Genomic DNA, 22,931 nt, shown 5'->3' with positions numbered 1-22,931 from the left:
GTCCACACCACATCACACGGTCGCAACGGCATCAGAACGCCGGTGTGACGTCTGTGTCAGGCCCTCGGATACCGTGCCAGCCACCCCGGCGAGGCCCCGGCGGGCCCGTGCAGGGCGGGCCCCTGTGTCATCTCCATGGCGAAGTCGTCGGCCAGCTCCAGGACGGTCGGACGGCCCTCCAGTTCGGCCAGCCAGGCCGGTGGGAGGGCGGTCTCGCCGTGCAGGGCGCCGAGCAGTCCGCCCGCGAGGGCGCCGGTCACGGCCGAGGGGCCGCCGTGGTTGACGGCGAGGCGCAGCCCGTGCCGGACGTCCTCGCCGACGAGGGCGCAGTAGACGGCCGCGGCCACGGCCCCCTCGGCGGCCCCCGCCCCGGCCAGTTCGGTCACCCGGTCGGGCGTCGGCAGACCCTGCCGCACGGCCCCCAGCGCATGCTGCAGCGCATCCGACACCGGCTGGTGCCCGGGGCGGGGGGCGAGCAGCGCGAGCGCCCGCTGCACGGCCCCGTCGAGGCTCTCGCCGCGGGCGAGCGCGTGCACGATCACCGCGTAGGCCCCCGCCGCCAGGGTCGCCGTGGGGTGGCCGTGGGACTGCGCCGCGCACTCCACGGCGAGCTGGGCGACGAGCTGCGGCTCCCAGCCGACCAGCAGCCCGAACGGCGCCGACCGGGCAGCCGCCTCCGGCCCCTGCTCCCCCGGGTTCTTGGGCACGTCCGGCGTGCCCATGACATCGTCCGCGAATCCGAGCAGCAGCGCCCGCATCGGCGCGCGTCGGCTGTAGAGCCATTCCTCGCGGGCCAGCCAGCCGTCTTCCTTCCGGCGTTCGTCCGGCCCCCAGTCGTGCTGAGTGGCGTGCCAGCGGCGGTACGCCCGGTGCAGGTCGGTCGGCGGGTGCCAGGCGCCGGTGTCGCGGCGCACCTGGGCGCGGATCAGCCCGTCGACGGAGAAGAGGGTGAGCTGCGTGAGATGCGTGACGGCACCGCGCCGCCCGTGGGCGGGGGCGAGGTCGGCCAGGCCCTCGGCTCCGTATGTTTCGCGGATCCCGGCCAGGTCCAGCCCGTCCACGGGCGCTCCGAGCGCGTCACCTACGGCCACGCCGAGCAGCGTCCCGCGCACCCGGCTCCGGAAGTCCTGTTGCTCGGCCCGGCCCCAGACGGCACCGGCTGCCCCACCGCCCACCCCGACCTCCCGGTGCCGCGTCCGTCGCGCATCGCCAGCACTGTAATCGAACGGGAGCGGTCGGTTCAGGGGGCGGGAAGGCCTGGGAGGGCGGGCGGGGTGACCTCCGGTCCTGGTGGTTCGCTCCTCGTGCGGTAGCGGCGGAGGCTCCGGTGCGCGGCTGGTGCGTCCGAGGCCGTGTGATGCGTCACCGGCAGGATCAAGCCGCTCCTCGTTCGGTCGCCCGGCAGTCGCGGCAGCGGCCGGGGGCGGGGGCGCGGAAGGCGCGTTCGCAGCCGTCGCAGGTCTGGAGGGGGTCGGGGCGGATCCCCGCCGGTGCCGTGGGCGGGGCGGTGGGCGGAGGGGGCGGGAGGTCGGCGGTGAGGCGGTGGTGCAGGAAGGCCGCCGGTCGCCGGATCGGCTCCGGGGGCAGTCCCGCCGTCAGGGCGCGTTCCACGGCGGTGGCGGGCACGCCGCGCTCCAGCCAGGCGGAGACGGCCGGGGCGAGGCGGCGGACGTCCCGTTCCGTCAGGACCAGGCGGGGTTCGTCGAGGCCGAGCCGGGTGAGCAGGGCGGCCGCCTTCCGGTGGCCCTGCGGCGCCGGTGCGGCGGGATCCGGTTCCTCTCGCGCCGCCGGAGCGAGCGCCTCCCGAGCGTCCGACACCGGGGCGTACGCCGTCGAGGCGACCACCGTCGGAGCGTCCGCCGACGGAACGGGAACCTCCGGGACGACAGTCGCCGGAACCGCAGCCGTCGCCACGGCGCTGCCCCGCGGCCTGTTGAAGGAGACCGTCCGGGTCGTCACTCGGCCCGATTGAAGACGCTCCTTGGTGCGTGCGAGGTACCCGTGTTCCTCCAGCTCGCGCAGGGCCGCCGCGATCCTGATCTCGCCCTCCGGGAACTTGCCGGCCAGGGTCTTGATGCCGACCTGCGAGCCCGCGGGCAGCGACTGGATGTGGACCGCCAGCCCGATCGCCGTCAGGGAGAGGTCCGGGTGCTGGGCCAGGTGGTTTCCGACCACCGTGAAGTTCTCCGTGTGCGGCACGTTGACGTGCTCCACACCTCCGGTGGAACGGCCGGACGCGGGGCGCGCGGGCGCGCTAGGGTGCTTGTCAGTCATCGGGAAGCCCTACTTCCTCGGTGATCAGGCCCTCGCACTGGGATGGCAGTCCCGGCGAGGGCCGATGCATGTCTGCGGTTGTCGCCGCCGACGCTGCACCATGAACGGCCCGCCACGCCAGCTGAGTTGGGCATATTCACTCCGGCGAGTGAGTGCCGGGGGCGGTGGGGGCAGGCCGGTTCTTTCCCCGTTCTTTGGTCTTTGGTGTCGCGCGCCACCGGGTCACGCCCCGCCGCGACCCGGTGCCAGTTCCGCCCAGACCGTCTTGGCGGGGGCGGGCGTCCGGTCCACGCCCCAGCGGTCCGCGTACGCCGCGACGATGTGCAGGCCCCGGCCTCCCTCCTGCCCGTCCGCCGGATCCTGGAGACGCGGGACCCGGTCGCCCCGGGCGTCGGTGACCTCGATACGGAGGGCCCCGGCGTCCATCAGGTGCAGGCCCAGCCGGAAGTCTCGGCCCGGCACGCGGCCGTGCAGCACGGCGTTGGCGGCCAGTTCGGCCACGACCTGCACCGCCCCCTCGAACGGCAGCCCCCAGACGCACAGTTGGCGTTCCGTGAGCAGCCTCGCCAGCCGGGCGCCGCGCCGTGTGGCGGACAACTGGACGGTCAACGTGGTGGTCCAGGGCAGCAATTCGTGACTCATGTCACCCAGCGTGGCCATCCGTCCCTACTCTGAACAGCGAAGACCTCGGTACGGAGCGTCACTGTCCGTGCGCCCGCCGTGGTCGTACGGGTCGTACGTCAGGAGGGGTGAGAGGTGGAGGACGAAGAGGCCGCGGCCGTGCTCAAGGCGGTCGGCCGGCAGATCAAGCTGTGGCGCGAGGCCGCGGGTCTGCGCCAGGCGGAACTGGGTGCCGCCATCGGGTACGGCGAGGACATGGTCTCGTCGGTGGAGCGCGGGCGGAGGATTCCCAAGCCGGAGTTCCTCGACAAGACGGACGAGGTGACCGGCGCGGGCGGGAAGATCTCCGCCATGAAGGCGGACGTGGAGCGGGCCCGCTATCCGGAGCAGGTGCGCAGCCTGGCGAAGCTGGAGGACGAGTCGGTCGAGCTGGGGGCGTACGCCAACCACAACATGCACGGCCTGTTGCAGACCGAGGCCTACGCGCGGGCGCTGTTCGCGATGCGGTGGCCCTCGTTCGCGGAGGACGAGATCGAGCGGCAGGTCGCCGCCCGCATGGCCCGGCAGTCCGTCTTCGAGCGGACCCCCGCGCCGCTGCTCAGCTTCGTCCTGGAAGAGGTGACGCTGCGACGGCCCATCGGCGGCAGAATGGTATTGCGGCAGCAGCTCGAACGCCTGCTGGACGTCGGCGGGTTGAGGCACGTCGCGATCCAGGTGATGCCCATGGACCGGGAGGACCACGCGGGAATGGGCGGCCCCATCCGCCTGCTGAAGCTACGGAACGGCAAGACGCTGGGGCATTCCGAAGCCCAGCTGCACAGCCGCATGATCAGTGATCCACGGGAAGTCCAGATCCTCGAAATGCGCTATGGAATGATCCGGGCGCAGGCTCTCCCGCCACGGGAGTCGCTGGCCTTCATCGAAAAAGTGCTGGGAGAAGAGACATGACCTCCGCGCTGGAGTGGTTCAAGAGCAGCTACAGCAGCAATGACGGCCCCGATTGCGTGGAGGTGGCGATAGCGCCCGCCGCCGTCCACGTCCGGGACTCCAAGGACACCGACCGGCCCCACCTCTCCTTCCCGGACGCCGCCTGGACGGAGTTCCTCGCCCTCACCCGGCGGGGATGAGTCAGGGCATGACTGCCACGACCTCGCGGGCACTGACCCTGGCCGCCACCCTCCTCACTGGCACCGTCGCCCTCTACATGGCGCTCGTCGCCTTCGGGAACATCACCGACTTCGGCACCAACCAGCAGTTCGTCCGCCATGTGCTCGCCATGGACACCACGTTCAAGGACGAGGACCTGATGTGGCGGGCGATCACCACGGAGTGGATACAGGACGCGGCGTACGTCGCGATCATCGTGTGGGAGACGCTGGCCGCGCTGGTGCTGCTGTACGGGACGTGGCTGTGGGCGCGTAAGGACCTGCCGGGCGCCCGGCGGTTCTCCACCTACGGGCTGCTGATGGTGATGCTGCTGTTCGGCGCCGGGTTCATCGGCATCGGCGGTGAGTGGTTCGCGATGTGGCAGTCGGAGAACTGGAACGGGCTGGAGGCGGCGACGCGGGTGTTCGTGCTCAGCGGGGTCGTGCTGATCGTCAACCATCTGCCGTCCGCCGGCGGTGAGATCACTCGACGACCGTGACCGTCGTCCCCTTCGTACCGAACGTCCACAGCGCCTCGCCGTCCGCCTTCTGCACCCGGATACCGCCGGTCTTCGCACCCGGGTCGGGGGCCGGCGGCGAGGAGCCGTCGACCGCGTTGGAGAAGGCCACCGAGATGCCGTCCGCCAGGGCGAAGTAGACGATGTGCTCGACCTGCACACCGTCGGAGCCCGTGGTGGCCTCCCGGCGGCTGCCGATCGTGTAGCTGCCGGGATCGGGGTCGACGGTGCCCGGCCAGACCTGGAAACTCCGCCGGGGCACGTCGCTGGCGTCCACCAGCCAGACCCGGTCCTGGCCGAGGGAGTAGACGATCCGGCGTCCGGTGCCCGAGCCGTCCGGCACGGCGGCCGGCTGGGACTCCCGCGGGCTGGGCTGTGCCGACGCCGACGTGCTCGGCCGGGCCGCAGCCGTCGGGGCCGGCCGCGGGCCCTGGTCGGCCTGTACGGCCAGGACCGCCACCACCGCGATCGCCCCCACGGTCAGACCGGAGACCCAGGCCCAGGAGGGAAGTCGGGCAGGCACGGCACGCATCTCCTCAGCTACGAAGAACCCCGACACACCGGGGGTCCGATCATCGTACTGTGCGCGCCGCTGCCGCCTCAGCCCCGTTCCGCCTCAGCCCGCTGCCGCCTCAGCCCCGTTCCGCCTCAGCCCGCTGCCGCCTCAGCCCCGTTCCGCCTCAGCCCGCTGCCGCCTCAGCCCCGTTCCGCCTCAGCCCGCTGCCGCCTCAGTCCAGTACCGGCAGCAGCTCCGGCAGGTGCCCGTCCGAGGCCTCCGCCGCCCGCTGCCGCTCCTCGGGCACCTCGCCGTACAGGGTGGTGCGCGGCCTGGCCGGGCGGCCGGCCGCCTCCGCCACCGCGATCAGGTCCTTGACCGACTTGTAGGAGCCGTAGGACGAGCCCGCCATGCGGGAGATCGTCTCCTCCATGAGGGTGCCGCCGAGGTCGTTGGCGCCCGAGCGGAGCATCTCCGCCGCCCCCTCCGTGCCCAGTTTCACCCAGCTCGTCTGGATGTTGGGGATGTGCGGGTGGAGGAGCAGGCGGGCCATCGCCGTGACCGCGCGGTTGTCGCGCGTCGACGGGCCGGGGCGGGCGATGCCGGCCAGGTAGACGGGGGCGTTGGTGTGGATGAAGGGGAGCGTCACGAACTCCGTGAAGCCGCCCGTGCGCTGCTGGATGCCTGCGAGGGTGCGCAGGTGGCCGAGCCAGTGCCGGGGCTGGTCGACGTGGCCGTACATCATCGTCGACGACGAGCGGATGCCCAGCTCGTGCGCGGTCGTGATCACCTCGGTCCAGGTCGCCGTCGGCAGCTTGCCCTTGGTGAGGATCCAGCGGACCTCGTCGTCCAGGATCTCGGCGGCCGTGCCCGGGATCGAGTCCAGTCCGGCCTCCTTGGCCGCCGTCAGCCACTCGCGGATCGACATGCCCGTGCGGGTCGCGCCGTTGACGACCTCCATCGGGGAGAAGGCGTGCACGTGCATGCCGGGGACGCGCTGCTTCACCGCGCGGGCGATGTCGAAGTACGCCGTGCCGGGCAGGTCCGGGTGGATGCCGCCCTGCATGCAGACCTCCACCGCTCCGACGTCCCAGGCCTGCTGGGCGCGGTCGGCGACCTGGTCGAGGGAGAGGGTGTAGGCGTCGGCGTCCGTGCGGCGCTGGGCGAAGGCGCAGAAGCGGCAGCCGGTGTAGCAGACGTTGGTGAAGTTGATGTTGCGGGTGACGATGTAGGTGACGTCGTCGCCGACCGCCGACCTGCGGACGTCGTCCGCCACCTGGCACAGGGCGTCCAGCGCCGGGCCGTCGGCGTGCAGCAGGGCGAGGGCCTCGTCGTCCGTGAGCTTCGTCGGGTCGTCGGCGGCCGTGGCCAGCGCCGCGCGCACGTCGGTGTCGATGCGCTGCGGGGCCATGCCGGGGGCGGCGGCCTCGCGCAGGGCGCCCCAGTCGCCGTACACCTCGTCGAAGTCGTCGCGGCGGTCGGCGGTGCGGCCGTCGGTGTCGATGGTGCGGTGCAGGTCGGTGCGGCCGGCGGCGGTGAACACCTCGTCCGGCTCCTGCCAGGGGCGGCCCTCGACGACGGCGTCCTCGCGGGCGAGGCCCGTGTCGGGGTCGGCCAGCGCCGTGACGTGCGGGCGCAGACGGGGGTCCAGCCACGGTTCGCCGCGCCGGACGAACTCCGGGTAGACGCAGAGCCGTTCGCGCAGTTCGAAGCCCGCGGCGCGGGACTTCCCGGCGAGTTCGTCGAGCCGGGGCCAGGGGCGTTCGGGGTTGACGTGGTCGATGGTGAGCGGGGAGACCCCGCCCCAGTCGTCGATGCCGGCGCCGATCAGGCGGGCGTACTCGGCGTCGACCAGGTTCGGCGGGGCCTGGAGGCATCCCGAGGGGCCCATGATGTGCCGGGCCACCGCGACCGTGGCGACCAGGTCGTCCAGTTCCGCGTCCGGCATGCCGCGCATCGCGGTGTCCGGCTTGGCGCGGAAGTTCTGGATGATCAGTTCCTGGATGCCGTGGTACGCGCGGGCGACGCGGCGGAGCGCGAACAGGGACTCGGCCCGCTCCTCGTACGTCTCGCCGATGCCGATGAGCAGGCCGGAGGTGAAGGGGACGGAGGAGCGGCCGGCGTCCTCCAGGACGCGCAGCCGGACGGCGGGCTCCTTGTCCGGTGATCCGTGGTGCGGCCCGCCCGGCTCCGACCACAGGCGGGTCGCCGTCGTCTCCAGCATCATGCCCATCGACGGGGCGACCGGCTTCAGCCGCTGGAAGTCCGTCCAGGTCATGACGCCCGGGTTGAGGTGGGGCAGCAGGCCGGTCTCCTCCAGGATGCGGATGGAGATGGCCCGGACGTAGGCGATGGTGTCGTCGTAGCCGTGCGCGTCGAGCCACTCGCGCGCCTCCGGCCAGCGGTCCTCGGGCTTGTCGCCGAGGGTGATGAGCGCTTCCTTGCAGCCGAGCGCGGCACCGCGCCGGGCGACGTCGAGGACCTCGTCGGGGGACATGAACATCCCGTGCCCGGCCCGGCGCAGCTTGCCGGGGACGGTGACGAAGGTGCAGTAGTGGCACTTGTCCCGGCACAGCCGGGTCAGGGGGATGAAGACGCTCTTCGAGTACGTGATCACGCCGGGTCGGCCCGCCGCCGCCAGGCCCGCGTCGCGCACCCGGGCGGCGGAGGCGGCGAGGTCGTCGAGGTGCTCGCCGCGGGCCTGGAGCAGCACCGCGGCCTCGGAGACGTCGAGGGCGACGCCGTCCCGGGCGCGCTTGAGGGCGCGACGCATGGAGTTCTCGGTGGGACGGCCGGTCGGGCCGGTGGAGCCGGTTCCGGAGGTCGCGGAAGTCGTCATCCTTCGAGCATACGAGCGGTGATCAGTACCCGTACGTCCGGTACGTCACGCCGGTCCCCGCCCCGGCCGGTCGGGTGCCGGAAAACCGCCGAACCCCTTTCCTTGCACGGCAGTTCACGGCTCAATGCCAGGGTGGCACGCACCACCCCCGCACCAGCCGTGCCATGTCATCACGACGCCTTGGGAGCAGCAGCATGTGCGAGGAACACCACACCGAAGACGCGTCCGGAGTGGGCAGACGTGCCCTGTTCGTGACGGGGGCCGCCGCCGCGCTTACGTTGGGAGGCGTGAGCTTCGCGGCGGCCGAGGGCCGGGACCAGGAGACTAGGACGCTGCGCGGCAGCCTGCCGCCGGGGGCGCCGGACTTCGTGTACGTGCCGGTCGAAGTGCCGCGCGGGGTACGGGAGATCCGGGTCTCCTACACCTACGACCGGCCCGCCGTGCCACCCGGCACGCAGGGCAACGCCCTCGACATCGGCCTCTTCGACGAGCGCGGCACCGAGCTGGGCGGCCGGGGTTTCCGGGGGTGGTCGGGCGGGGCGCGGTCGGAGTTCTTCGTCCGGGCCGACGACGCGACGCCCGGGTACGTCCCGGGGCCGGTGCGGCCGGGGACGTGGCACATCGCCCTCGGGCCGTACACCGTGGCTCCGCAGGGGCTGTCGTACGAGATCACCGTCACGCTGGCCTACGGCGAACAGGACGAGCCGGTGCGGCCGGTGTACCCGCCCGAGCGGGCCAGGGGGCGGGGGCGGGCCTGGTACCGGGGGGACTGCCATCTGCACTCCTGGTACTCCGACGGCCGCCGCACCCCCGCGGAGATCGGGGCGCTGGCCCGCGCGGCCGGGCTGGACTTCATCAACTCCTCCGAGCACAACACCCACTCCGCGCACGCCCACTGGGCCGACGTGGCCGGGGACGACCTGCTGGTGATGGTGGGCGAGGAGGTGACGACCCGGAACGGTCACCTCGTCGCCCTCGGCACCGACCCGGGCACGTTCGTCGACTGGCGCTACCGGGCCCGCGACAACCGCTTCGGGCGCTTCGCCCGGCAGATCCGCCGGGCCGGCGGCCTGGTCGTCCCGGCCCACCCGCACGCCACCTGCATCGGCTGCAACTGGAAGTTCGGCTTCGGCGAGGCGGACGCGGTGGAGGTGTGGAACGGGGCGTACTCGCCCGAGGACGAGGTGGCGCTGGCCGACTGGGACGGGATGCTGGTCGCCTCCGTGCGGGACGGGCGCGACGACTGGATCCCGGCGATGGGCAGCAGCGACGCCCACCGCGACCCGGACGTGGTCGGACGGCCGCAGACCGTGGTGCTGGCCGACGACCTGACCCGGGAGGCGATCCAGGAGGGCATCCGGGCCGGACGGTCCTACGTCGCCGAGTCGGCGAAGGTGTCGCTGGCGTTCAGCGCGTCCGGCGGGCGCGGCGAGCACGCCGGGATCGGCGAGCGGCTGCGGGTGGCCGGTGACGACCCGGTCACCGTCCGCCTGGAGGTGACCGGCGCCCCGCGCTGCACGGTCCGCTTCGTCACCGACCAGGGCGTGCTGTTCACCAGCGCCCCGCTGCCGGTGTCCGGCGCGGACGTCGTCGAGTGGCGGACGACCGCCTCCTACGCGGCGTACGTCCGGGCGGAGCTGCGGCACGAGGCGGCGGCCGGGCCGCTGCCGGGGGCGCTGGCGGCCTTCACCAACCCGGTCTTCCTCGGCCGGCGCTGAGCGTTCCGCAGGTGCCGGGACGGGAGCCGGTCGTCCGCCGCGCCGTCGTGGCCGGTCGCGCAGTTCCCCGCGTCCCTTCGGGGCTCCCTCACCGCACGACCGCACCGGACCTGCTGGGCGCCGGTCACTCCCCGGCCAGGTCGGCGACGACCGCGGCGTGGTCCGACGGCCACACCCCGTCGACCGGGCCCGCGCCCGCCCGCCGTACCGTACGGACGCGGCCCAGGCCGGCCGGGCCGGGGGGTCCCACGTGGACGTAGTCGATCCGCACGCCCGGCTCGCCGCCGGCCGCGATGTACGGGTTGGCCGGGTCCCAGGTCGCGGACGGGGCCGCCGGGTCGGCGTACTCCCAGGCGTCGAGCAGGACCAGGCCGGGGACGGCGGGGGCGGTGCGGTAGCCGCCGAGCAGGCGGATCTCGTCGGAGTCGGGCCAGGCGTTGAAGTCGCCGGTGACGACGGGCGGGAAGCCGGTGCCGTGCCGGTGGGCGTCGACGAACCGGGCGAGGGCGGCGACCTGCTCGCAGCGCACCGCCGAGGCGTGCACGGGCGAGGTCAGGTGGGTGGTGAAGAACGGCACCCGGTGGCCGGGGGCGTCCAGCCGGGCGTAGAGGGCGAGCCGTCCGTCGGCCAGTTCGGCGGGGGCGGGCAGCACCAGGGTGGCCTGCTCCAGCACCGGCCAGCGGCTGAGCACCGCGTTGCCGATGCCGACGGTGTCGTCGCCGATGCGCCGCTGCCAGCGCTCGGGGGCGGGCGAGGGGGCCCAGGCGCAGTGCAGGCCCAGTTCGCCGGCCAGCCACTCGGCGAGGTTCTCGCCGTCGGCGTCCCACACCTCCTGGAGGCCGACGACGTCCGGGTCCAGGTCGCGCAGCACGGCGAGGACCGCCTTCTGCCGCTCCGCCCAGGGACCGAACCGCCACCACAGGTTCCAGGTCACGACCCGCACGCCCGCACCACCGTCTCTCGTCGCGTCTGCTCGCCCTACCCCTGAGGTTTTCCGGGGAACATGGAGGCACACGAGACGGGAGCGTGAACAAACGATGACCAGGATGCCGCCGACACCGTCCTACGCGGAGCGGAAGTACCGGGCCGTCACGGCCTTCCAGCGCCGGATCGGCAACCCGGTGCTGCGCCGGCTGCCGGTGCAGACCCTGCTGGAGACCACGGGCCGCACCTCCGGCCTGCCCCGCCGCACCCCGGTGGGCGGGCGCCGGGTGGGCGACTCGTTCTGGCTGGTCTCGGAGTTCGGCGAGCGCTCGCAGTACGTGCGCAACATCAAGGCCGACCCGCGTGTCCGGGTGCGGCTGCGGGGCCGCTGGTACCGCGGCACGGCCCGGCTGCTGCCCGACGACGACCCCGTGGCCCGGCTGCGGCTGCTGCCCCGGCTCAACAGCGCGGGGGTACGGGCGATGGGGGCGGGGCTGCTGACGGTGCGGGTCGACCTGGAGACGTGACTCCGGGGGTTCGCTGGTGCGGCCGGCCGTGTTCGCACGCTCGACTGCCGGGGCGTCAGGCAGGGGTGGGCGGGGCCGTACCGGCAGTACCGGCTGTACCGTCCGTACCGGTTGGGGAGACAGTGTGTGGGCGGTGTGTCCCGTCATGTTTCGACCTGTGTTCGGCGTCTCGCACGGCTGACGTGGTCGGCATGGGCAGGGCAAACTGACATGGTTGCTCAGGATGTCTAGGGGGACGACGGCATGGACGGTGAACCGCGGGTCCCGGAGCAGCGGCGCCCCGACGGCTCCTCTGCGGGGCCGACGGCGTCGGCGGCGGGACCGGTGGCGTCTTTGCGTTTCAGCGTGCTCGGCCCGGTGCGCGCCTGGCGCGGACCGGAGCCGCTGGCCACCGGCTCCCCCCAGCAACGCGCCCTGCTGGCCGCCCTGCTGCTGCGCGAGGGCCGTACGGCCACGGCGGCGGAGCTGATCGACGCCCTGTGGGGCGAGGAACCGCCGTCCCAGGCGCTGGCGGCGGTACGGACGTACGCGTCCCGGCTGCGGAAGGCGCTGGACGCGGGCGTGCTGGTGAGCGAGTCCGGCGGATACGCGGTACGGGGGCTGGCCGACGGGGCACTGGACCTGGCGGTCGCCCAGGAGCTGGCGGCGCGGGCGGAGAAGGCGCGGACCGCGGGAGACCTGTGCCAGGCGCGGGACGTACTGCGGCGGGCCCTGGCCCTCTGGGACGGCGAGGTGCTGGCGGGCGTGCCGGGCCCGTACGCGGAGGCCCAGCGGGTCCGCCTGGAGGAATGGCGCCTCCAGCTGCTGGAGTCCCGCCTGGACATGGACCTGGAGCAGGGCTGCCACGCCGAGGCGGTCTCCGAACTGACGGCGCTGACGGCGGCCCACCCGCTCCGGGAGCGCCTGCGCGAGCTGCTGATGCTGGCGCTCTACCGCAGCGGACGCCAGGCCGAGGCGCTGGCGGTGTACGCGGACACGCGCCGCCTGCTGGCGGAGGAACTGGGCGTGGACCCGGGCCCGGCGCTGCGGGAACTCCAGCAGCGGGTGCTGCGCGCGGACCCGGCCCTGGCGGAGCCGTCGGCCCCGGCCGCCGAACCCGCCTCGGTCCCGGTCCGCCCGGCCCAGCTCCCGGCCACCGTGCCGGACTTCACCGGCCGGTCGTCCTTCGTCCGCGAGCTGAGCGACGTACTGGCGTCGGCGTCCGGGGCCGAGGGCCAGGTGATGGCGGTCTCGGCGCTGGCGGGCATCGGCGGGGTCGGCAAGACCACACTGGCGGTGCACGTGGCCCACGGCGCCCGGGCCGCCTTCCCCGACGGCCAGCTGTACGTCGACCTCCAGGGCGCGGGCCCGAGGGCGGCGGAACCGGAGACGGTCCTGGGCTCCTTCCTGCGCGCCCTGGGCACGGCGGACTCGGCGGTCCCGGACACCCTGGAGGAACGGGCGGCGCTGTACCGCTCGGTCCTGGACGGCCGCCGGGTCCTGGTCCTGCTGGACAACGCCCGTGACGCGGCCCAGGTGCGTCCGCTGCTGCCCGGGACGGCGGGCTGCGCGGCCCTGGTGACCTCCCGGGTGCGGATGGTCGACCTGGCCGGCGCCCACCTGGTCGACCTGGACGTGATGTCGCCGGAAGAGGCACTCGCCCTGTTCACGAAGATCGTGGGCGAGGAACGGGTGGCGTCGGAACGGCAGGCGGCCCTGGACGTGGTCGCGGCCTGCGGCTTCCTGCCGCTGGCGATCCGCATCGCGGCCTCCCGCCTGGCCGCGCGCCGCACCTGGACGGTCTCGGTCCTCGCCGCCAAGCTGGCGGACGAGCGGCGCCGGCTGGACGAACTCCAGGCGGGCGACCTGGCGGTCGAGGCGACGTTCGAACTGGGCTACGGCCAGCTGGAGCCGGCCCAGGCCCGCGCCTTCCGCCTCCTCGGCCTGGCGGACGGCCCGGACATCTCCCTCGCCGCCGCGGCGGCGGTCCTGGACCTGCCGCCGGAGGAGACCGAGGACCTGCTGGAGTCCCTGGTGGACACGTCCCTGCTGGAATCGGCGGCGCCGGGCCGCTACCGCTTCCACGACCTGGTGCGCCTCTACGCGCGTGCGTGCGCGGAACGCGACGAGTGGCCCCCGGGCCAGCGGGAGGCGGCCCTCTCCCGGGTGCTGGACTTCTACCTGGCCACGGCCGCGGGGGTGTACGCGAGCGAGCGGCCGGGGGACCGGCTGGTGGCCGGCCTGGAGCCGACCGCGTACCCCGGGCTGCACTTCACCGAGGGCTCGGCCGCGCTGGACTGGCTGTACACCGAGGCGGCCCCCCTGCTGGCCTGCGTACGGCAGGCCGCCGGCACGGACCGGCTGCGGCGGGCGGTGGACCTGCTGTGGGCGGCGAAGGACCTGACGGAGTCCGGGGCGAACTCCCGGCAGTACGAGATGACGGCCCGGGCGATGTGCGACGCCACGCGGGACGCGGAGGACGCCCGCGCGGAGGGCAGGGCACGCACCGTTCTCACGGACGTCCTCCTGGTGTCCGGGCGCATCCAGCAGGCGGAGCAGGAGGCGCGGCTGGCGATGCGGCTCGCGAGTGCGGAGGAGGACGCCCCCGCCGCCAGCTGGGTGGCGAACAGCCTGGGCCTCATCTGCCTCCACCAGGGCCGGCACGCGAGCAGCATGCCGTTCTTCGAGCAGGCCATCGCGGGCTTCAGGGCCGTCGGCAACCGGCCCCCCGAGGCGACCGCGTTGTGCAACCTCTCCCGTGCCCATCTGGGCGGGGGGAACGTCATGGCGGCCGTCGAGTTCGCCCAGCGGGGGCTGGAGGCGCACGCGGAGTTCGGGCGGACGGTACGCCTCGCCAACAGCCACTACGCCCTGGGCATCGCGCTGAACCGGGCCGGGCGGCACGACGAGGCCCTGGAGCACTTCTCCGAAGCCCTGCGCATCTTCAGCGACCACAGACAACGCCTGTGGGAGGGGACGACGAACTTCCGGGTCGCCGAGGTGCACGTGGCGGCACGTCGGCCCGCGCGGGCGGCCCAGCACGCCGAACAGGCCCTCGCGCTGGGCTGCATCGGCGGTGACCGGATGCGGGGCAACGTCCTCACGCTCCTGGGCCGGGCCCTGACCGCACTGGGCCAGACGGACCGTGCGAGAGCGTGCTGGCGCGAAGCCCTCCACCTCTACGAGCAGGTCAAGGCGGCCGAGGCCGAGGAGGTCCGGGCTCTGCTGACCCCCGCCTAGGCGGCCCGGACGGCGCTTGCGGGCAGGGACGGTCCCCGGCGTTCAGCATTCGTTTATCGGCGCCCGGCATTCTCATGTCTGTCACACCGTCGCGTCGGGGGGCAGACGGTCTGACCAGGAGCCCGACCAGTTATGGTGCGGCTCCGAACGCCCGCCCGGCGGTCCTCGGGGGAACTTCCGGGCGGGCGTTCGCGACTCGGACCACAACGGAGGAAGCCAAGCCATGAGCGAGAACCAGAAGAACACGGCAGCCGCGGCGTCGGGCGAGGCCACCGGCGACGAGAAGATCACGACGCTCGAGAACCCCATGCCCGCGCCGCCGAAGGACGGCGCCGCCGGCCCGCAGGAGAACCCCATGCCCAGCGAGCCGGCCAAGGGCGGCCTCACGACCATGGAGAACCCCATGCCCGCCCCGCCCGCCCTGGACCGGGACGGCAAGTAGACCCACTCCCCAGCGGGGGTCGGCCGCGGCGGCGCGGAGGGGAGCCGCCGCGGCCGACGCATGTCCGCGGCCGCGGACGGGGGCCCGGGGCCCGGTGAGCCGGGGCCTGCATGACATGAGGCGGGGCCCGGTCCTGGGAGCCGGGCCCCGCCTCATGTCATCCGGGATCACGAGTGAGCGAAGTGCGAGGAGAGGACCGGCTTCCGGGTCCTCCCAGCCATCAGCACCGCTCGGAGTTTCGCCTGCATGTCCTCACCTCCTTCGATGAGCGCATACCTACACGGTAGCCCTCACCTGTCACAGGGACGTCATCACCGCGCCACAGCCGCGTAGCCGGTGAAACCGGCGCGCGACCGCGCCCGGCCTCACGCCGTCCGCGCCGTCCCTGTCCCCTTCTCCGCGTCCAGCGCGTACACGCACCGGTCCTTGCTGCACGCGTACACGATGCCGTCCCGCACCACCGGGGAGCCGGTGATCTCACCGCCGGTCGCCAGCTTCCAGCGCAGGCGGCCGTCGTCGGCCTTCAGGGTGTACAGCAGGTGGTCCGTGGAGCCGAAGTGGATGCGGCCCTCGGCCACCGCGGGGGCGCCCACGATGTCGCCGCCGGCCTGGAAGCGCCACTTGGGCGTGCCGGTGACGGCGTCCAGCGTGTACAGCCCCTTGCCGCTGCCGACGTGGACGTGGCCCGCGGCGACCAGGACCGGTTCGGTCGACGCCCGGGACTCGGTCGCGATGCGCCAGCGGTCGCGGCCGTCGGCGGCGTCGAGGGCGTAGACGGTGCCGAGGTAGTCGGCCAGGTAGACGCCACCGCCGGTGACGGCCGGGCCGGGGACGAAGGCGGGCGGGGAGAGGAAGACCGCCGGGGCCTCGAAGTGCCACTTCACATGGCCGCTCGCCACGTCCAGGGCGAGGACCCGGGTGCCGGCGCAGACGTAGGCGTAGCCGTCGGGCGCCTGGGCCACCCGGACCGGCACGCCGCCGCAGGAGGCCGCGTCACCGATGGGGTACGACCAGCGCTCGTCGCCCGTGCGGGCGTCCAGGGCGCGCAGCCGGGCGTCCTGCCAGACGTACACCGTGCCGTCGTGCAGCACCGGGCCGGCCTCCGAGGACTCGAAGTCGGTCTGGGCGCCGGTGATCTCCCACAGCTTGCGGCCGTTGGCCGCCTCCCAGGCCTGGACGCCGCCGCCCCGGGTGCCGGTGACCACCGTGCCCCGGTCGGCTCTGAGGCAGTACACCCAGGCGTCCGTCTGCAGGCGCCACAGGTCGGTGCCCTCGCGGGCCTCCAGGGCGAAGAGGGTGGGTCCGTCCGAGGCGTGGATGCGGCCGTCCGCGACCGCCATGGACCAGGCGACGTCGCGGGTCTTGAATCGGCGGCGGCCGGTCGCCACGTCCAGGGCGTGCACCTCGAAGGAGGTGACGTAGACCAGGTCGTCGGCGACGGACGGGGTGCCCCAGACGTCGTTGGACATGCGGAAGCGCCACGGCCGCCAGCCGGTGGCCGCCGCCTCCGGGGGCGCCGCCGGGGCGGGCGGCGCGGCCGGTGCGGCAGGGCCCACGGCGGGGTCGGCGCCGTTGACGCCGGGGCGGGGCCTGGACCAGGAGCCGGCCAGGGCGGCCTCCGGGGGCGGCGCCTTGACGGCGGCGGCGCGCATGTCGGCGACGCGGGGCCCGGGGCCGATGGGCACGGCGGCGCCGGCCAGCCGTACGGGGCCGGTGTCGGGGGCGCCTGCACGGGCGGGCACCGGCGGGGTGGGGACGACGGGGTCGTGCGCGGGCGGGGGCGGGACGGCGGGCGGGCGGAGGCCGCCGCTGCCGCCGCTCCGGCCGCCGCCGTGACCGTGACCGGCGCCCTGGCCGTGACCGTGGCCCGGCTTGGCGGGCGGGCGGCCGTTGCGGCGGGCCTCGATCAGGCTCACCGCCCGCTCGGGCAGCCACGCCGACGCCGTACCGCTGTCGTCGGAACCGGAGCCGAAGAGGTGCGGGGCGAGCTGGGCCTGGAGGTCGGCCGGGCTGGGCCGGGCGGCGGCCTCCATCTGCATGCAGGACTCGATGAGCGGGCGCAGCTCCTCCGGGAGGCCGTCCAGGTCGGGGCCCTCGCGCAGCAGCATGAAGACGGTCTCGACGGGGTTGGCGCCGTGGAAGGGGGCGTGTCCGGTGGCGGCGAAGACCAGGGTCGAGCCGAGGGAGAAGACGTCGCTGGCGCCGGTGACGCTGCGGGAATCCTTGGCCTGCTCGGGGGACATGTAGGCCGGGGTGCCCACCGCGACGTTGGTCATCGTCAGACGCGTGTTCGAAACCCCGGAGGCGATGCCGAAGTCGATCACCCGGGGACCGTCCTCGACGACCAGGACGTTGGAGGGCTTGAGGTCGCGGTGGACCAGGCCCGCACCGTGGATCGACTGGAGCGCCTCGGCCACGCCGGCCGCCAGCCAGCGCACGGCCTGGGCCGGGAGCGGCCCGCACTCGTTCACTATCTCCTCGAGGGAGGGCGCGGGCACGTACGCGGTGGCCAGCCACGGCACGGCGGCGCGGGGATCGGCGTCGACCACGGCCGCCGTGTAGAAGCCGGAGACCGCGCGGGCCGCCTCCACCTCGCGGGTGAAGCGGACCCGGAACAGCTGGTCCTCGGCGAGTTCCGTGCGGACCGTCTTGATCGCCACGCGCCGGCCGGACGCCGACCGCGCGAGATAGACCAGCCCCATGCCGCCGGCCCCCAGCCGTCCCAGCACCTCGAACGGCCCGATGCGCCGAGGATCGTGCTGCGTCAGCTGATCCACCACTTGCCTGCCACCTCCCCGTACGAGCCGCGTCACCCACTTATGTACGCGACCGAGTGCAGCGTCTCACCACCGCACCGCCGCGGCGGCACGCACCCTGATTCTTCCTGGCCGGAGCGCCGGTGGCGAACCCTGGGACAAATAGGGTGTCTCGCCCCACATCACCCGTGCGGACGGGCCAGAACGGCCCCGGTCAGCCCTGGAGCAGCGCGAACGACGCCCCCTGGTCGTCGCTGACCACGGCCACGCCGCCGTACGACGTCTCGAAGGGCGGCACCCGCACCCGGCCGCCGAGCCGGGCCACCGTCCCGAGCGCCGCCTCGCAGTCGGCGACCTGGAAGTGGACCAGGAAGTGCGGCGGCATCTCGGCCGGGAAGACGTCGGAGACCGGCGCGCGTCCGAAGTCGGGGTCGGCGCCGGGCCCGAAGAGGGCCTCGTGGAAGAGGTCGCCGTAGAAGGCGTTGGCGGCCTCGGTGTCCCGGGTGTACAGCTCGGCCCAGGCGAAGCCGCCCGGTTCGTGCCGCCTGCCGAACCCGGGGTGGCCGGCCGGCTGCCACAGGCCGAAGACGGCGCCCTGGGGGTCGGCGGCGAGGGCGGTGACGCCCCGGCCACCCGCCCGGCGGGGGCCGGTGACGAGTTGCCCGCCGCCCGCCCTGATCCGGTCGGCCAGCGCACCGGCGTCCGGGGTGTGGAAGTACACCGTCCACACGGTGGGCATCCGGCCGTCCGTCTTGCGGACGAGCGCGGCGACGGGCTCGTCGTCCAGCCGGGCCCGCACGGTCTCACTCTCCGTGTCGTCGAGGTCATCGATGTCTTCGAAAGTCCACCCGAAGAGCTCGCCGTAGAAGCGCTTGCCCGCCTCGATGTCGGGAAGCTGCGCGTCCACCCAGCAGGGGACGCCCTCGGTGTACGCGGATGCCCTGTTTTCGGCCATGCCGCCAAAGTAACCGCGGCTCCCGCACCGCGCAGACCAGGCACACCAGGCTCAGAGGGGCCGTGCACCCCATTTGCAGTCGGCCGAATCGCGCTCCGATCACCCGTCGGTAAGCTGACGGCATGACAGGACAAGTGCGTACCGTCGACGGCCGGGTGGCCGGTCGGCGTGGGCAGGCGACCCGGCAGAAGCTGCTCGACTGCCTCAGCGAGATGCTCAGCTCCTCCCCCTACCGGGACGTCAAGGTCATCGATGTCGCCCGGAAGGCGGGGACTTCGCCCGCGACCTTCTACCAGTACTTCCCGGATGTCGAAGGCGCCGTCCTGGAGATCGCCGAGCAAATGGCCTCCGAGGGTGCCGGATTGACCGAGCTGGTCCAGGGCCGCTCCTGGACGGGCAAGGCCGGCTGGCAGACGGCGCAGGAACTCGTCGACGGGTTCCTGGACTTCTGGAAGAAGAACGACGCCATCCTCCGTGTCGTCGACCTCGGTGCCGCCGAGGGCGACAAGCGGTTCTACAAGATCCGGATGAAGATCCTCAACTCCGTGAACAGCTCCCTGGCCGACTCCGTCGCCGAGTTGCAGGCCAAGGGCAAGGTCGACAAGGACGTGAACCCGGGCGCGATCGCCGGTTCGCTGGTCGCGATGCTCGCGGCCGTCGCCTCGCACCAGAAGGGGTTCTCCTCGTGGGGCGTGAAGCAGGCCGAACTGAAGCCCAACCTGGCCCTGTTGGTCCACCTGGGCATCACCGGCAGAAAGCCGGCGAAGTAGCCCGGCCGGCGGCCCGCGCCGCCCTCTTGCCAAGTCCTGTCAGCCAGGCGGCGGTTCACCCGAGTGGGCCGCCGCCTGTCGCGTTCCGGGGCGGGCCGTGCCAACGGGCCGGGCCGGCGGGCGGTCCCGCTGTGCGGGCAGCGGCCGGTCCCGTACCACGTGCTTCATCACCAGCGTCGACGTCAGGCGCTGCACACCCGGCAGAGTGGCCAGGCACTCGTCGTAGAGCCGCTGGTAGGCGGCGAGGTCGGCGGCGACCACCCGCAGCAGGTAGTCCGGCTCCCCGAACAGCCGCTGCGCCTCCAGCACCTCCTCCACCTCGCCCACGGCCCGCTCGAACTCCACGACCGTCTCCCGGTCCTCCTGCCGCATCGACACGAAGACCAGCGCCTCGAAGGTCAGCCCGACCGACGCCGGGTCCACCACCGCCCGGTAGCCGCTGATCGCCCCCGACCGCTCCAGCTCCCGCAGCCGCCGGTGGCACGGGGAGACGCTCAGCCGCACCCGCGCGGCCAGCTCGGTCACGGTCAGCCGCCCGTCCTGCTGCAGCTCGGCAAGAATCTTCCGGTCCATGTCGTCCACGGAGAAGATTCTCCCACCAGACGCCCCGCATTGGGCAAACTTAAGAAACACTTTCGCGCCATTTCGGCCTAATCTTCCCCCCATGGACTCGGGAACGCTGATTTCTTTCCTCGCCCTGGATCTTCTGCTGGTGTGCGTACCGGGCGCGGACTGGGCGTACGCGATCTCCGCCGGGCTGCGCGAGAGGTCGGTGACCTGGGCGGTGGGCGGGCTGGTCGCCGGGTACGCGCTGCACACCGCGCTGGCGGCGGCCGGGCTGGCGGTCCTCGTCGCCAAGTCGCCGACGCTGCTCACCGCGCTGACCGTGGCGGGGGCGGCGTACCTGGTGTGGCTGGGCTTCGGCGTGCTGCGCCGGCCGGGCACGCCGGGAGCCGCCGCCGAGACGGTGACCTCGGCGAGCCGCTCCCGCGTCTTCCTGCGCGGCGCCACGATCAGCGGACTGAACCCCAAGGGGCTGCTGCTCTACCTCTCCGTCCTGCCGCAGTTCCTGTCCACCGGGGACGGACACCTGCCGGTGCCGGTGCAGACCGCCGCCCTGGGCCTGCTGCACATGGCGTGCTGCGCCGCCGTCTATCTCACGGTCGGGATCGCCGCCCGCGCCCTCCTGGGCGCCCGCCCGGCCGCGGCCCGGGCGGTGACCCGGACGTCCGGGGCGGCGATGCTGGGCATCGGCGCGTTCCTGCTGGTGCAGCGACTGGCGACGTTCTGAGCGAGATGCGGCGGGCGGCGGGCGGCGGGCGGCGGGCGGCGGGCGGGAACAACTCCCGCCACGGCGACGTTGGGTGATCAGCCGTAACGTCCGCACTGCCGAGGAGACCGGAATGGCCCTGACCCGCGAAGAGCGTGCACAGTTCCTCGCCGAGCCCCACATCGCCGCCCTCGCGGTCGACGCCGGCGAAGGACGCGCCCCGCTCACCCTGCCGATCTGGTACCAGTACGAGCCCGGCGGGGATGTGTGGATCATGACGGGTTACGACTCCCGCAAGTACGAGCTGATCAAGGCGGCCGGACGGTTCTCGCTGATGGTCGACCGGCTCGAACCCACCATCCGGTACGTCTCGGTGGAGGGGCCGGTCATCGACACGGCACCCGCCACCGTCGACCAGCTGAGGGAGCTGACCGCCCGCTACCTCCCCGCCGAGAAGGTCGACGGCTACGTCGAGTTCGCCTCGGAGAACCACGGCGAGCAGGCGATCGTCCGGATGCGGCCCGAGCGCTGGGTGTCGTCCGACCTCGGGACGGTGTGAGACCCGGGCGCCCGCGGACGCCCGGCTCGTGTGCCGGCGGCCCTCCGGCGTGACAATCGGGGCATGGAAACCGATCTTCACGAGCTGCTGAGGTCGCTGCGCGTGTGGGACCCGGCCGTCACCGAACTGCCGTCCCTCGACCCGGACGCCGCGCCCGCCGATCCGCTGCCGCTGTTCACGGAGTGGTTCGCCGCGGCGGTGGCGGCCGGCCAGACCGAGCCGCACACCATGTCGCTGGCGACGGCGGACGCGGACGGCCTGCCGGACGTACGGATCGTGATGCTGCACGGCGCCGACGCGGACGGCTGGTCGTTCGCCACGCACTCCGACAGCCGCAAGGGCGGCCATCTCGCCGCCCGCCCGTATGCCGCGCTCGCCTTCTACTGGCCGGTGCTGGGCCGCCAGGTGCGCGTGCGGGGCCCGGTCACCGCCGCCCCGGCCGAGGACGGCCAGGCCGACCTGCACGCCCGCTCCACGGGCGCCCTCGCCGCCGCCCTGACCGGCAGCCAGAGCCGGACGCTGGGCTCCCTCGACGAGCTGGCACGGGCCTCGGAGGCGGCGTGGGAGCGGGCGGACCGGGAACCGGACGCGCCGGTCCCGACCTGGACGCTGTACCACCTCCGCCCCGACGAGGTCGAGTTCTTCCAGGGCGACGCCCGCCGCAGACACGTCCGCCTGACCTACCGACGCGCGGAACAGGGCTGGAACAGAAGCCTGCTGTGGCCCTGACAGCCACCCACACCGAAGAAGACCACCGACTCAGCCCGCCCGGCGCCTGAGGACGAGGCCACCGATTCAACCCGCCGGAGCTTCCGGCCGAAACCACCGATTCAACCCGCCCGGCGCCTGAGGACCAGGCCACCGACTCAGCCCGCCGGAGCTTCCGGCCGAAACCACCGATTCAACCCGCCCGGCGCCTGAGGACCAGGCCACCGACTCAGCCCGCCGGAGCTTCCGGCCGAAACCACCGATTCAACCCGCCCGGCGCCTGAGGACCAGGCCACCGATTCAACCCGCCCGGCGCCTGAGGACCAGGCCACCGACTCAGCCCGCCGGAGCTTCCGGCCGAAACCACCGATTCAACCCGCCCGGCGCTTGAGGACGAGGCCGTTCAGGCCGAAGCGGGGGTCTGGGGGCGGCAGCCCCCAGGGACGGGACGGGTAGGGGCGGCGGGGGCGAGTCTCTCCCCGAGGCCGGGGCCGGGGGCCGACGCCGGGAACCGTCACCACCGCTCAAGCCCCCGCCCCGGCTCGGAATCCGTCGCGAGCCGCGCATGCAGGTGCGCGTCCCGGAACGCGTCACGCCGCCCCGCCTCGAACATCGCCCCCCGCATCGTCCCCTCGTAACCGAACCCACCCCGCTCGGCGACCCGGCAGGACACGTCGTGCCCGACCGCATGCCCCAGTTCCAGCCGGTGCAGCCCCAGCTCCGTGAACGCCCACCGCGCGGCGACCAGCAGCGCACGGCTCGCCACCCCGCGCCTCCGCGCCTCGGGCAGCACCCAGTACCCGACACGCGCCAGCCGCAGGGGACGGTTGATCTCGTTGACGCCGATGTGCCCCAGCGTCGTACCGCCGTCCTCGTCCGTGACCCGGAACGACGCCGACCGCCCCTCCGCGGCGTCCCGCATCCGGGAGCGCAGCGAGGCCCGCGCATCCTCGGCGTCCGTGATGTCCCTGATCGGCGTGTTCCACCGACGGAACTCGGGGTCGCTGAATCCGCGCAGCCAGGCCTCCACATCGGCCTCGGACTCGGCGTCCCAGGGGCGGAGCCGGATGCCGTGTCCGTGCGCCTCGGGACAGGTGTGACGGGCGAGGGGCTTCGGGTCACGTGTAGAGGCCATGAAGCCATTCAATCCGAGGCTCCTCCGCAGCGCCCGAACATCGCCGAGGCCGACC

20 protein-coding genes and 1 pseudogene are annotated in these 22,931 nt (G+C 73.6%); 11 read left to right on the top strand and 10 right to left on the bottom strand.

Translation table 11 applies throughout. From position 1 onward, the window contains the following. Nucleotides 1-56: 56 nt before the first annotated feature. The 3 genes from ACLGIH_RS19015 to ACLGIH_RS19005 form a co-directional block, all read right to left on the bottom strand. Nucleotides 57-1,175 (bottom strand): ADP-ribosylglycohydrolase family protein, encoded by a 1,119-nt coding sequence (locus tag ACLGIH_RS19015; protein WP_416526440.1) that lies wholly within the window; start codon nucleotides 1,173-1,175, stop codon nucleotides 57-59. 199 nt (nucleotides 1,176-1,374) lie between these two features. After that, the gene (locus ACLGIH_RS19010) at nucleotides 1,375-2,274 is read right to left on the bottom strand and encodes a helix-turn-helix domain-containing protein (RefSeq protein WP_416526439.1); all 900 of its coding nucleotides are present in this window, start codon (nucleotides 2,272-2,274) and stop codon (nucleotides 1,375-1,377) included. Nucleotides 2,275-2,496: 222 nt separating this feature from the next. After that, a complete protein-coding gene (locus ACLGIH_RS19005; protein WP_416526438.1) occupies nucleotides 2,497-2,916 on the bottom strand; it encodes an ATP-binding protein in 420 nt (139 codons plus the stop codon). Between the two features lie 114 nt (nucleotides 2,917-3,030). Between ACLGIH_RS19005 and ACLGIH_RS19000 the strand changes: the two genes are divergently transcribed. From ACLGIH_RS19000 to ACLGIH_RS18990, 3 genes are read left to right on the top strand one after another with little or no spacing between them, the layout of a single operon-like run. Continuing rightward, nucleotides 3,031-3,843: a helix-turn-helix domain-containing protein gene (locus ACLGIH_RS19000; protein WP_416526437.1), complete on the top strand. Its 813-nt coding sequence runs from the start codon at nucleotides 3,031-3,033 to the stop codon at nucleotides 3,841-3,843. After that, the gene (locus ACLGIH_RS18995) at nucleotides 3,840-4,022 is read left to right on the top strand and encodes a DUF397 domain-containing protein (protein WP_416526436.1); all 183 of its coding nucleotides are present in this window, start codon (nucleotides 3,840-3,842) and stop codon (nucleotides 4,020-4,022) included. Before ACLGIH_RS19000 ends, ACLGIH_RS18995 begins: the two co-directional genes overlap by 4 nt. An 8-nt stretch (nucleotides 4,023-4,030) precedes the next feature. Further along, on the top strand, nucleotides 4,031-4,540 hold the full coding sequence (locus ACLGIH_RS18990; protein ID WP_416526435.1) for a DUF2165 domain-containing protein: 510 nt from the start codon (nucleotides 4,031-4,033) through the stop codon (nucleotides 4,538-4,540). Here ACLGIH_RS18990 and ACLGIH_RS18985 read toward each other — a convergent pair. After that, nucleotides 4,524-5,090, bottom strand: a complete 567-nt coding sequence (locus ACLGIH_RS18985; RefSeq protein ID WP_416526434.1) for a hypothetical protein — start codon at nucleotides 5,088-5,090, stop codon at nucleotides 4,524-4,526. The genes ACLGIH_RS18990 and ACLGIH_RS18985 overlap by 17 nt on opposite strands. Before the next feature lie 196 nt (nucleotides 5,091-5,286). Continuing rightward, complete coding sequence (locus ACLGIH_RS18980; protein ID WP_416526433.1) at nucleotides 5,287-7,893, bottom strand: bifunctional FO biosynthesis protein CofGH; 2,607 nt, start codon at nucleotides 7,891-7,893, stop codon at nucleotides 5,287-5,289. 194 nt (nucleotides 7,894-8,087) lie between these two features. Between ACLGIH_RS18980 and ACLGIH_RS18975 the strand changes: the two genes are divergently transcribed. Then, a complete protein-coding gene (locus ACLGIH_RS18975) occupies nucleotides 8,088-9,611 on the top strand; it encodes a CehA/McbA family metallohydrolase (protein WP_416526432.1) in 1,524 nt (507 codons plus the stop codon). A gap of 124 nt (nucleotides 9,612-9,735) precedes the next feature. On the opposite strand, the gene ACLGIH_RS18970 is transcribed toward ACLGIH_RS18975, so the two are convergent. Then, nucleotides 9,736-10,554, bottom strand: coding sequence for an endonuclease/exonuclease/phosphatase family protein (locus tag ACLGIH_RS18970; RefSeq protein WP_416526431.1), 819 nt, complete (start codon nucleotides 10,552-10,554; stop codon nucleotides 9,736-9,738). Between the two features lie 94 nt (nucleotides 10,555-10,648). Here ACLGIH_RS18970 and ACLGIH_RS18965 point away from each other — a divergent pair, with 94 nt between their 5' ends. From ACLGIH_RS18965 to ACLGIH_RS18955, 3 genes are all read left to right on the top strand, one after another. Continuing rightward, on the top strand, nucleotides 10,649-11,062 hold the full coding sequence (locus ACLGIH_RS18965) for a nitroreductase/quinone reductase family protein (RefSeq protein WP_416526430.1): 414 nt from the start codon (nucleotides 10,649-10,651) through the stop codon (nucleotides 11,060-11,062). A 243-nt stretch (nucleotides 11,063-11,305) separates the two neighbouring features. Further along, on the top strand, nucleotides 11,306-14,281 hold the full coding sequence (afsR, locus tag ACLGIH_RS18960) for an SARP-family global regulator AfsR (RefSeq protein WP_416526429.1): 2,976 nt from the start codon (nucleotides 11,306-11,308) through the stop codon (nucleotides 14,279-14,281). A 223-nt stretch (nucleotides 14,282-14,504) separates the two neighbouring features. Next, on the top strand, nucleotides 14,505-14,723 hold the full coding sequence (locus tag ACLGIH_RS18955; protein WP_416526428.1) for a sigma-like protein: 219 nt from the start codon (nucleotides 14,505-14,507) through the stop codon (nucleotides 14,721-14,723). Nucleotides 14,724-15,088: 365 nt separating this feature from the next. Here the strand turns inward: ACLGIH_RS18955 and afsK are convergent, their stop codons facing one another. Together afsK and kbpA are read right to left on the bottom strand one after the other, a co-directional pair. After that, nucleotides 15,089-17,503: a protein serine/threonine kinase AfsK gene (gene afsK / locus ACLGIH_RS18950; RefSeq protein ID WP_416526427.1), complete on the bottom strand. Its 2,415-nt coding sequence runs from the start codon at nucleotides 17,501-17,503 to the stop codon at nucleotides 15,089-15,091. Between the two features lie 190 nt (nucleotides 17,504-17,693). Next, on the bottom strand, nucleotides 17,694-18,434 hold the full coding sequence (gene kbpA / locus ACLGIH_RS18945) for an AfsK-binding protein KbpA (protein ID WP_416526426.1): 741 nt from the start codon (nucleotides 18,432-18,434) through the stop codon (nucleotides 17,694-17,696). Between the two features lie 134 nt (nucleotides 18,435-18,568). On the opposite strand from kbpA, the gene ACLGIH_RS18940 reads away from it, so the two are divergent. Next, a complete protein-coding gene (locus ACLGIH_RS18940; RefSeq protein ID WP_416529421.1) occupies nucleotides 18,569-19,204 on the top strand; it encodes a TetR family transcriptional regulator in 636 nt (211 codons plus the stop codon). A gap of 132 nt (nucleotides 19,205-19,336) precedes the next feature. On the opposite strand, the pseudogene ACLGIH_RS18935 reads toward ACLGIH_RS18940, so the two are convergent. After that, a pseudogene (locus ACLGIH_RS18935) lies at nucleotides 19,337-19,786 on the bottom strand (Lrp/AsnC family transcriptional regulator); the annotation flags it as partial. 82 nt (nucleotides 19,787-19,868) lie between these two features. On the opposite strand from ACLGIH_RS18935, the gene ACLGIH_RS18930 reads away from it, so the two are divergent. The 3 genes from ACLGIH_RS18930 (at nucleotide 19,869) to ACLGIH_RS18920 (ending at nucleotide 21,762) form a co-directional block, all read left to right on the top strand. Beyond that, entirely contained in the window at nucleotides 19,869-20,495 is a 627-nt protein-coding gene (locus ACLGIH_RS18930) for a LysE family translocator (protein WP_416526425.1), read from the top strand. 112 nt (nucleotides 20,496-20,607) lie between these two features. After that, complete coding sequence (locus ACLGIH_RS18925) at nucleotides 20,608-21,033, top strand: pyridoxamine 5'-phosphate oxidase family protein (protein ID WP_416526424.1); 426 nt, start codon at nucleotides 20,608-20,610, stop codon at nucleotides 21,031-21,033. Nucleotides 21,034-21,096: 63 nt separating this feature from the next. Beyond that, entirely contained in the window at nucleotides 21,097-21,762 is a 666-nt protein-coding gene (locus tag ACLGIH_RS18920) for a pyridoxine/pyridoxamine 5'-phosphate oxidase (RefSeq protein ID WP_416526423.1), read from the top strand. Between the two features lie 493 nt (nucleotides 21,763-22,255). On the opposite strand, the gene ACLGIH_RS18915 is transcribed toward ACLGIH_RS18920, so the two are convergent. Next, nucleotides 22,256-22,876: a GNAT family N-acetyltransferase gene (locus ACLGIH_RS18915; RefSeq protein ID WP_416526422.1), complete on the bottom strand. Its 621-nt coding sequence runs from the start codon at nucleotides 22,874-22,876 to the stop codon at nucleotides 22,256-22,258. Nucleotides 22,877-22,931: the final 55 nt, after the last annotated feature.

This window comes from Streptomyces hamibioticus (assembly GCF_047946815.1).
Lineage (GTDB): Bacteria > Actinomycetota > Actinomycetes > Streptomycetales > Streptomycetaceae > Streptomyces.
Note: the sequence above shows the minus strand (reverse complement) of the source record. Positions and strands in the feature narration are given on the sequence as shown.

Excerpts from the sequence above, each read along its gene's own strand:
- ACLGIH_RS18990 (WP_416526435.1), top strand. The coding sequence starts at position 4,031 with ATGACTGCCACGACCTCGCGGGCACTGACCCTGGCCGCCACCCTCCTC.
- ACLGIH_RS18965 (WP_416526430.1), top strand. The coding sequence starts at position 10,649 with ATGACCAGGATGCCGCCGACACCGTCCTACGCGGAGCGGAAGTACCGG.
- ACLGIH_RS18955 (WP_416526428.1), top strand. The coding sequence starts at position 14,505 with ATGAGCGAGAACCAGAAGAACACGGCAGCCGCGGCGTCGGGCGAGGCC.
- ACLGIH_RS18995 (WP_416526436.1), top strand. The coding sequence starts at position 3,840 with ATGACCTCCGCGCTGGAGTGGTTCAAGAGCAGCTACAGCAGCAATGAC.
- ACLGIH_RS18980 (WP_416526433.1), bottom strand. The coding sequence starts at position 7,893 with ATGACGACTTCCGCGACCTCCGGAACCGGCTCCACCGGCCCGACCGGC.
- ACLGIH_RS19010 (WP_416526439.1), bottom strand. The coding sequence starts at position 2,274 with ATGACTGACAAGCACCCTAGCGCGCCCGCGCGCCCCGCGTCCGGCCGT.
- ACLGIH_RS18920 (WP_416526423.1), top strand. The coding sequence starts at position 21,097 with ATGGAAACCGATCTTCACGAGCTGCTGAGGTCGCTGCGCGTGTGGGAC.
- ACLGIH_RS18985 (WP_416526434.1), bottom strand. The coding sequence starts at position 5,090 with ATGCGTGCCGTGCCTGCCCGACTTCCCTCCTGGGCCTGGGTCTCCGGT.
- kbpA (WP_416526426.1), bottom strand. The coding sequence starts at position 18,434 with ATGGCCGAAAACAGGGCATCCGCGTACACCGAGGGCGTCCCCTGCTGG.
- afsR (WP_416526429.1), top strand. The coding sequence starts at position 11,306 with ATGGACGGTGAACCGCGGGTCCCGGAGCAGCGGCGCCCCGACGGCTCC.
- ACLGIH_RS18930 (WP_416526425.1), top strand. The coding sequence starts at position 19,869 with ATGGACTCGGGAACGCTGATTTCTTTCCTCGCCCTGGATCTTCTGCTG.
- ACLGIH_RS18925 (WP_416526424.1), top strand. The coding sequence starts at position 20,608 with ATGGCCCTGACCCGCGAAGAGCGTGCACAGTTCCTCGCCGAGCCCCAC.
- ACLGIH_RS19005 (WP_416526438.1), bottom strand. The coding sequence starts at position 2,916 with ATGAGTCACGAATTGCTGCCCTGGACCACCACGTTGACCGTCCAGTTG.
- ACLGIH_RS18915 (WP_416526422.1), bottom strand. The coding sequence starts at position 22,876 with ATGGCCTCTACACGTGACCCGAAGCCCCTCGCCCGTCACACCTGTCCC.
- ACLGIH_RS18975 (WP_416526432.1), top strand. The coding sequence starts at position 8,088 with ATGTGCGAGGAACACCACACCGAAGACGCGTCCGGAGTGGGCAGACGT.